The organism is Tepidimonas aquatica, from assembly GCF_007556585.1.
Classification (GTDB): domain Bacteria; phylum Pseudomonadota; class Gammaproteobacteria; order Burkholderiales; family Burkholderiaceae_C; genus Tepidimonas; species Tepidimonas aquatica.
In genome coordinates this window covers 1-5,203 of record NZ_VJNA01000054.1, presented here as the reverse complement: position 1 = coordinate 5,203, position 5,203 = coordinate 1, and the positions used below count along the sequence as shown (strand labels likewise).

The following is a 5,203-nucleotide window of genomic DNA, read 5'->3' as shown; positions in this document are numbered from 1 at the left end:
ACAACGAGGAGCGACCCAAGAAGGCATTGGGCGGACTGACACCGAGCGCCTACGCCAGGCAACTGGCATCGGCTACCATCCAACCCGGACTCTAGATCGAACCGCTACTGAAAGCGGGGGGACGTCGGTCGTGAAGTGGTGCGTGAACTGTCGGGGCTGGATCACTGGTTTACACCGCGGCCAACGCAACACAGCGTTCCACCGCGCTGGAAGGTGGCGGTGGTGACCTGGTTGGGCATTTACCCCACGGTGTTGGTGCTGTTTTTGACGGTGGCGCCGTGGGTGGCTGACTGGCCGCTGCCGTTGCGCACAGCGCTCATCACGGTTTTGGTCGTACTGATCATGACTTGGTTGGTCGCGCCCACGCTGACCAAGGCTTTGCGGGGTTGGTTGCACGCTTCAGCGCGGTGAGTCGCGCCGTCGCTGTGCACTGTTTGGGATGCCATTGATAAGGAATTGAAAGATGACAAAGAAAGTCAAATGCGCCCTGATTGGGCCAGGCAACATCGGCACCGACTTGCTGGCCAAGCTGCGTCGCAGCCCGTTGCTGGAGCCGGTATGGATGGTCGGCATCGACCCTGAGAGCGACGGTCTTAAAAAAGCGCGAGAACTTGGCTTAAAGACGACCGCAGAGGGCGTCGATGGTCTGGTGCCCCACATCAAGGCCGATGGCATCCAGATCGTTTTCGACGCCACCAGTGCCTACGTGCACGCGGAAAACTCCCGCAAGGTCAACGCCGAAGGCGCGATGATGATCGACCTGACGCCGGCGGCCATTGGCCCGTACTGTGTGCCGCCGGTGAACCTCAAGGAGCACATCGGCAAGCGCGAGATGAATGTCAACATGGTGACCTGCGGCGGTCAAGCCACCATCCCGATGGTCTACGCCGTCAGCCGCGTGCAGCCGGTGCGCTACGCCGAAATCATCGCCACCGTCTCCAGCCGCTCGGCCGGGCCGGGCACGCGCAAGAACATCGACGAGTTCACCCGCACCACCGCCGGCGCCGTGGCCAAGGTGGGGGGTGCGCGCCAAGGCAAGGCCATCATCATCATCAACCCGGCCGAGCCGCCCATCATCATGCGCGACACCGTGCACTGCCTGGTCGACGGCACGCCGCGCGCGGCAGAGATCGAAGAGTCCGTGCACCGCATGATCGCCGAGGTGCAGAAGTACGTGCCGGGCTATCGGCTCGTCAACGGCCCGGTCATCGACGGCGACCGCGTCTCGATCTACCTGGAGGTCGAGGGCCTGGGCGACTACCTGCCCAAGTACGCCGGCAACCTGGACATCATGACCGCCGCGGCCGCTCGCACGGCCGAAATGTTCGCTGAGGAAATTCTGGCGGGTACGCTCAAGCTGGAGCCTGTGACCGCCGCGATGGCCGCGTAAGGCAGCCACCACGTTGTCCAATCTCCCACCACCAGAGGATCGAACAATGAAAAGCGCACTCGAAGGGCGTCGCGTCACCTTGCATGAAATGTGCCTGCGCGACGGCATGCACCCCAAGCGGCACCAAATCACGCTGGAACAGATGACCACCATCGCCCAGGCGCTGGACGAGGCCGGCATGCCGTTGATCGAAGTCAGCCATGGCGATGGCCTGGGCGGAGCCTCGGTCAACTACGGCTTTCCTCGCCACAGCGACGAGGAATACCTGAAGGCCGTGGTGCCGCTGATGAAGCGCGCCAAGATCTCGGCGCTGCTGTTGCCTGGCATTGGCACAGTGGATCACCTGCGCATGGCGCACGAAGTGGGGGTTCACACCATTCGCGTGGCGACGCACTGCACCGAAAGCGACGTCGGTGAACAACATATCAAGCTGGCCCGTCAGCTTGGCATGGACACCGTCGGGTTTTTGATGATGGCACACATGGCCAGCCCCGAGCGCTTGGTCAAGGAAGCCAAGCAAATGGAGAGCTACGGGGCCAACTGCGTTTACATCACCGACTCCGCTGGTTATATGTTGCCTGACGACGTCAAGGCGCGTGTCAGTGCCGTGCGCGAAGCGCTCAAGCCTGAAACGGAATTGGGCTTCCATGGCCACCACAACCTGGCCATGGGTGTGGCCAACAGCATCGCCGCGATCGAAGCTGGGGCCAACCGCATTGATGCGGCCAGTGCTGGCTTGGGCGCCGGCGCCGGCAACACACCGATGGAGGTGCTGGTGGCGGTGCTGGACCGCATGGGGGTGCAAACGGGCGTGGATGTCTGGAAGATCCAGGACGTGGCCGAAGATCTGGTGGTGCCGATGATGGACTTCCCGATCCGTATCGACCGCGACGCGCTCACACTGGGCTATGCCGGGGTGTACGGCAGTTTCTTGCTGTTTGCCAAGCGCGCCGAAGCCAAATACGGTGTGCCGGCGCGCGACATTTTGGTCGAGCTGGGACGCAAAGGCATGGTCGGTGGCCAGGAAGACATGATTGAAGACACCGCGCTGAGCATGGCCAAGGCGCGGGGGTTGCTGCCAGTGCGCGAAAGCGCAAGCGTGGTTTGACACAGAAAAAGGAGCAAGCGATGAAACTCTACTATTCGCCGGGCGCATGCTCGCTCTCGCCGCACATCGCGTTGCGTGAGGCAGAGCTTTCGTTTGAGCTGGTTCGCGTCGATCTGAAAACCAAGGTTACCGAGAGTGGCGAAGACTTTAGAAAAGTCAACCCGGACGGCTACGTGCCGTGTCTGGTTCTTGACGATGGCCGCACGTTGACTGAAGGTCCTGCCATCGTACAGTACGTTGCCGATCAGGTTCCCGGCAAACGCCTGGCGCCGGCCAATGGTACCTTCGAACGTTATCAATTGCAGCAATGGCTGAACTTTATTTCGACTGAAATCCACAAATCGTACAGTCCGCTGTTCAATCCCTCGGCCAGCGAGGACCACAAGGCGTGGGCGCGCCAGGTGCTCCATGCGCGTTTGGGTCGCGTCGCTGCTCAACTTGCGAGCGGCGAGTACCTTGTAGGTGGTCAATTCAGCGTGGCTGATATTTACCTGTTTGTCACGTTGAGCTGGGCGAGCTATGTTGGGGTTGATTTGGCCCCATGGCCGGCGCTGCAGCACTTTAGTGCACGCGTTGGGCAGCGGCCAGCAGTACAGGCCGCTTTGCGCGCGGAAGGGCTCGTCCAGGGCTGATCAGGCCAAGCTTTTAACCCACACGTCATGACACTGAACGATACCACGCTGCAGCAGCTGGCACTGCACCTCGATGGTTGCCAGCAACAGGCTCGGGACACGGTCAAGATCACCGATCAGCACCCCGACATGGACTGGGAGGATGCCTACGAAATACAGGACCGCATCCTCAAGTTGCACCTCGATCGCGGCGCGCGTGTCGCGGGTCTCAAGTGCGGCCTGACATCCCGTGCCAAGATGACGCAGATGGGGGTCACGGAGCCGGTGTTCGGCTTTTTGGTCGATACCTTTGCTGTGGCTCCAGGTGAGGCGGTGGACACCCGTGCTCTGATCCACCCCAAGGTGGAGCCGGAGATCGTCTTTGTGCTGAAGCACGAGCTGCGCGGACCGGGCTGCCATGTGGGCGCGGTGTTGGCTGCCACCGACTTTGTCATGGCGGGTATCGAGGTCATCGACAGCCGTTACCGCGATTTCAAATTCGACCTCAAAAGCGTCATCGCGGACAACACCTCGGCGGCGCGTTTCGTCGTCGGTGGGCGTGCCTGTCCGGTTGACGAAGTGGACTTGCGTACCTGCGGCGTGGTGTTGGAGAAAAACGGCCAACCGGTGGCCTTAGGGGCGGGTGCTGCAGTGCTGGGGCATCCCGCCGCAGCGGTGGCAGCGTTGGCCAACCACCTGGGGCGGCGTGGTCGCAGTATCCCCGCCGGTACGATGATCCTATCCGGCGGCGTAACCGAAGCGGTGGCGGTGGCGGCGGGCGACCACGTGCAGTTGCGCGTGCAGGGCATGGGCGCGGTTGGCTTGCGTTTTGTCTGAGCAGCACCATTGTCGGAAGGAGAGCAGCATGCCGTTTGCGCAAATTTATATGCTTGAGGGGCGCACGCCTGAACAAAAAAAAGCGGTGATCGAAAAGGTCACCCAGGCGTTGCATGAAGCCACCAGCGCACCGAAGGAGTCGATCCGCGTCTGGATCCATGAGATGCCGAAGGAAAACTGGGGTATCGCTGGCGTCAGTGCCAAGGATCTGGGGCGGTGAGTAGCGGTTACCTGATTTTGCTCGGTGTCATCATCGTGGGGGCAACATTGTGGTTACCCGATGGCCTGTGGGGTCGTACACGGCGATGGCAACTGCTGCGAGAAGTTCGGCCGTAAAGCCAAACTGAGGACTGATGCGATACTGGGTGATGCAGTCGCCCCTGATTTATTTCCAAGCCTTTGTTTTTGGCTGATATTTCACCCCATTGGTCGTACCATTCCCCCAGCTCAATGCGCTTGGGTTGCTGTTTTCTGGGAGTACTGCCGTGCGCTTTGCCTGCCCCGCCTCTGACGATTTTTCCCGACCGCGCCTGGACCACATGATCGACCTGCGCCATCCGCTGGTCGTGCTGGCCTCGCGCATGCCCTGGCAGAAGATCGAGGCACGGGTGACGCAGGAGTTGTCGCGCAAAGCCCGCGCCGGTGTGGCCATGCCTGAGTTGGACATCTTTGACCAACAGATCCAACGCACGGCTGTGCCCAGCAACGCCAGGCGGCCGCGCGTGCCGCTGCGCATGATCGCCAAGATGGGCATCACCTTCTTGTGGGCGGTTTTGTTATGCCTGTTGCGGGCTGTTGCTCCCACGCGCTCGTGGCCGACTTTTCTGCGTTGCAGCCCAAGCGCAGCGCCGCTACACGGTCGTGCAGCGTTCGTTGGCGCTTGAGGGGAATTTTTCAGGGACGACCCCTTATGCCTACCGCTGGCATGCTTGACGGCCCAATGGACGGTAGCCAGCTTGCTAGCCCGATCAACGATCGGGTTTCCTGCGACGGTGTCGGCGTTTGTCAAGTCTGGCGCCACGCTGTCTGCGTGACGACTTGTGGTGCCCTGTGCTGACGCACGCAGCACACTGGTCTCCAACAAAAGCCAAAGCCCGCAGCGCGGCGGGCTTTTTGTGTATGGTTGGGTTTTGGCTCCCCGACCTGGGCTCGAACCAGGGACCTACGGATTAACAGGCCGAGTACAGACACCAACAGGCACCAATATACACCAGCCATAGACGGGTGCAAAGCATGGCCAGACGTTTGAGCCTCGTC

At 61.3% G+C, this 5,203-nt stretch carries 6 protein-coding genes; all 6 read left to right on the top strand.

All coding sequences use genetic code 11. The features are described 5' to 3' along the window. The first annotated feature begins 463 nt into the window (after positions 1–463). Positions 464–1,390 carry an acetaldehyde dehydrogenase (acetylating) gene (locus tag Taqua_RS12640; protein WP_144326943.1) on the top strand — a complete coding sequence of 309 codons (927 nt, stop codon included), beginning with the start codon at positions 464–466 and terminating at the stop codon, positions 1,388–1,390. A gap of 46 nt (positions 1,391–1,436) precedes the next feature. Then, positions 1,437–2,498 (top strand): 4-hydroxy-2-oxovalerate aldolase, encoded by a 1,062-nt coding sequence (gene dmpG / locus Taqua_RS12635; protein ID WP_144326942.1) that lies wholly within the window; start codon positions 1,437–1,439, stop codon positions 2,496–2,498. 20 nt (positions 2,499–2,518) lie between these two features. Beyond that, a complete protein-coding gene (gene gstA, locus Taqua_RS12630; RefSeq protein WP_144326941.1) occupies positions 2,519–3,130 on the top strand; it encodes a glutathione transferase GstA in 612 nt (203 codons plus the stop codon). Positions 3,131–3,157: 27 nt separating this feature from the next. Further along, the gene (gene dmpH, locus Taqua_RS12625) at positions 3,158–3,946 is read left to right on the top strand and encodes a 2-oxo-3-hexenedioate decarboxylase (protein ID WP_144326940.1); all 789 of its coding nucleotides are present in this window, start codon (positions 3,158–3,160) and stop codon (positions 3,944–3,946) included. Beyond that, positions 3,939–4,166, top strand: a complete 228-nt coding sequence (locus tag Taqua_RS12620) for a 2-hydroxymuconate tautomerase (protein ID WP_281287787.1) — start codon at positions 3,939–3,941, stop codon at positions 4,164–4,166. The genes dmpH and Taqua_RS12620 overlap by 8 nt, the downstream gene beginning before the upstream one ends. 319 nt (positions 4,167–4,485) lie before the next feature. Next, on the top strand, positions 4,486–4,830 hold the full coding sequence (locus Taqua_RS13285) for a hypothetical protein (RefSeq protein ID WP_185969635.1): 345 nt from the start codon (positions 4,486–4,488) through the stop codon (positions 4,828–4,830). The last annotated feature ends 373 nt before the right edge of the window (positions 4,831–5,203 follow it).

Excerpts from the sequence above, each read along its gene's own strand:
- Taqua_RS12640 (WP_144326943.1), top strand. The coding sequence starts at position 464 with ATGACAAAGAAAGTCAAATGCGCCCTGATTGGGCCAGGCAACATCGGC.
- dmpG (WP_144326942.1), top strand. The coding sequence starts at position 1,437 with ATGAAAAGCGCACTCGAAGGGCGTCGCGTCACCTTGCATGAAATGTGC.
- gstA (WP_144326941.1), top strand. The coding sequence starts at position 2,519 with ATGAAACTCTACTATTCGCCGGGCGCATGCTCGCTCTCGCCGCACATC.
- dmpH (WP_144326940.1), top strand. The coding sequence starts at position 3,158 with ATGACACTGAACGATACCACGCTGCAGCAGCTGGCACTGCACCTCGAT.
- Taqua_RS13285 (WP_185969635.1), top strand. The coding sequence starts at position 4,486 with ATGATCGACCTGCGCCATCCGCTGGTCGTGCTGGCCTCGCGCATGCCC.